Genomic DNA, 1,042 nt, shown 5'->3' with positions numbered 1-1,042 from the left:
TGGTATAAGTTGTAACTTTTTTAAGAGAATTCCTATACGTATATCTACGTATATTTTTTAGGCTAAATAAAAGAGGGGAAAGTTAGCAAGACTATTATTTATGGTAAGCTTTTCAAGATTATTTAATATGTTCGGTTTTATTTTCTTTATCAGATTTTATGCTCAATCTAATTCTAATAATTATCATTTGAATGATTCCAATAATCCAATAGGTTGGAAATCGTAAAAAAGTATAAACGACTTCAAAGCTATCCATCCATTCGCCTACAATTTGTAGTTCAATAATCATAGAAACAAATGGAAGTGCAAATCCAAACATGAGTACAACTGGAATACAACCTGCTTTTTTTAAAAAGTTTGTGTTCCAATATTTAATATTGAGAAAGATTAAAATTCCTATAATTAAATAGTCAAAATAGCCTATTAGCATGTATTAATTTGGTTTATGAAAAGAGTTACATAAGTATAATGTGAAAACATCCGTTAAAGATATATTTTTATTTTGTTTTATCTTTTATTGTAAATCTAAATCAAAAAAAACTAAACTTTGAGTTGAACACAGAACTCTTATTAATTATACTACAATACTTTTTTCGATAATCGACTGTATTTCCTTTGTTAAAACTCCTTTTGTTTGAGAAACATTCCAATTCTTTTTTTCAGTTAAAGTGATATAAAAAGTTTTAGTTTCCGAGTCTTTTATTAAATATAACATTAATGTTCCTCTGTCATTAGTTTTAGAATTCCCGCTATACCAAACAAAAATTCCGTTAGTTGAAAATTCTGAAATATATCTTTTCAGGTTGTTTTTACTTTCTTGAATTATATGCAAAGCATTTTGGTTTCCTTTTTTTTCGTAATGTTCAGACGTTTTTTTATAAAATTCGGACGATTCAACACGATTGGGATGAAAAGGTGGAATCGTTAAAATATCTTGAAAATTCCAAGATGAAATTGCGTGTAGTTCTGTTCCGGCGTAGTTCATCCATTTTCCATCAAACCAATTGTCAATTCTAGTCACATAAATCTCAGTTGGATTCCA

General features: G+C 27.4%; 2 protein-coding genes. Both read right to left on the bottom strand.

Annotation, left to right across the window (positions count from 1 at the left end; translation table 11 throughout):
• Positions 1–118 precede the first annotated feature (118 nt).
• A complete protein-coding gene (locus ACVC2P_RS03900; RefSeq protein ID WP_452597178.1) occupies positions 119–430 on the bottom strand; it encodes a hypothetical protein in 312 nt (103 codons plus the stop codon).
• A gap of 144 nt (positions 431–574) precedes the next feature.
• The coding region (locus tag ACVC2P_RS03895) for a hypothetical protein (RefSeq protein WP_452597177.1) at positions 575–1,042 on the bottom strand (468 nt) is incomplete at its 5' end.

Source organism: Pontimicrobium sp. MEBiC01747, assembly GCF_053601635.1.
This window is presented reverse-complemented; position numbering and strand designations above follow the sequence as displayed.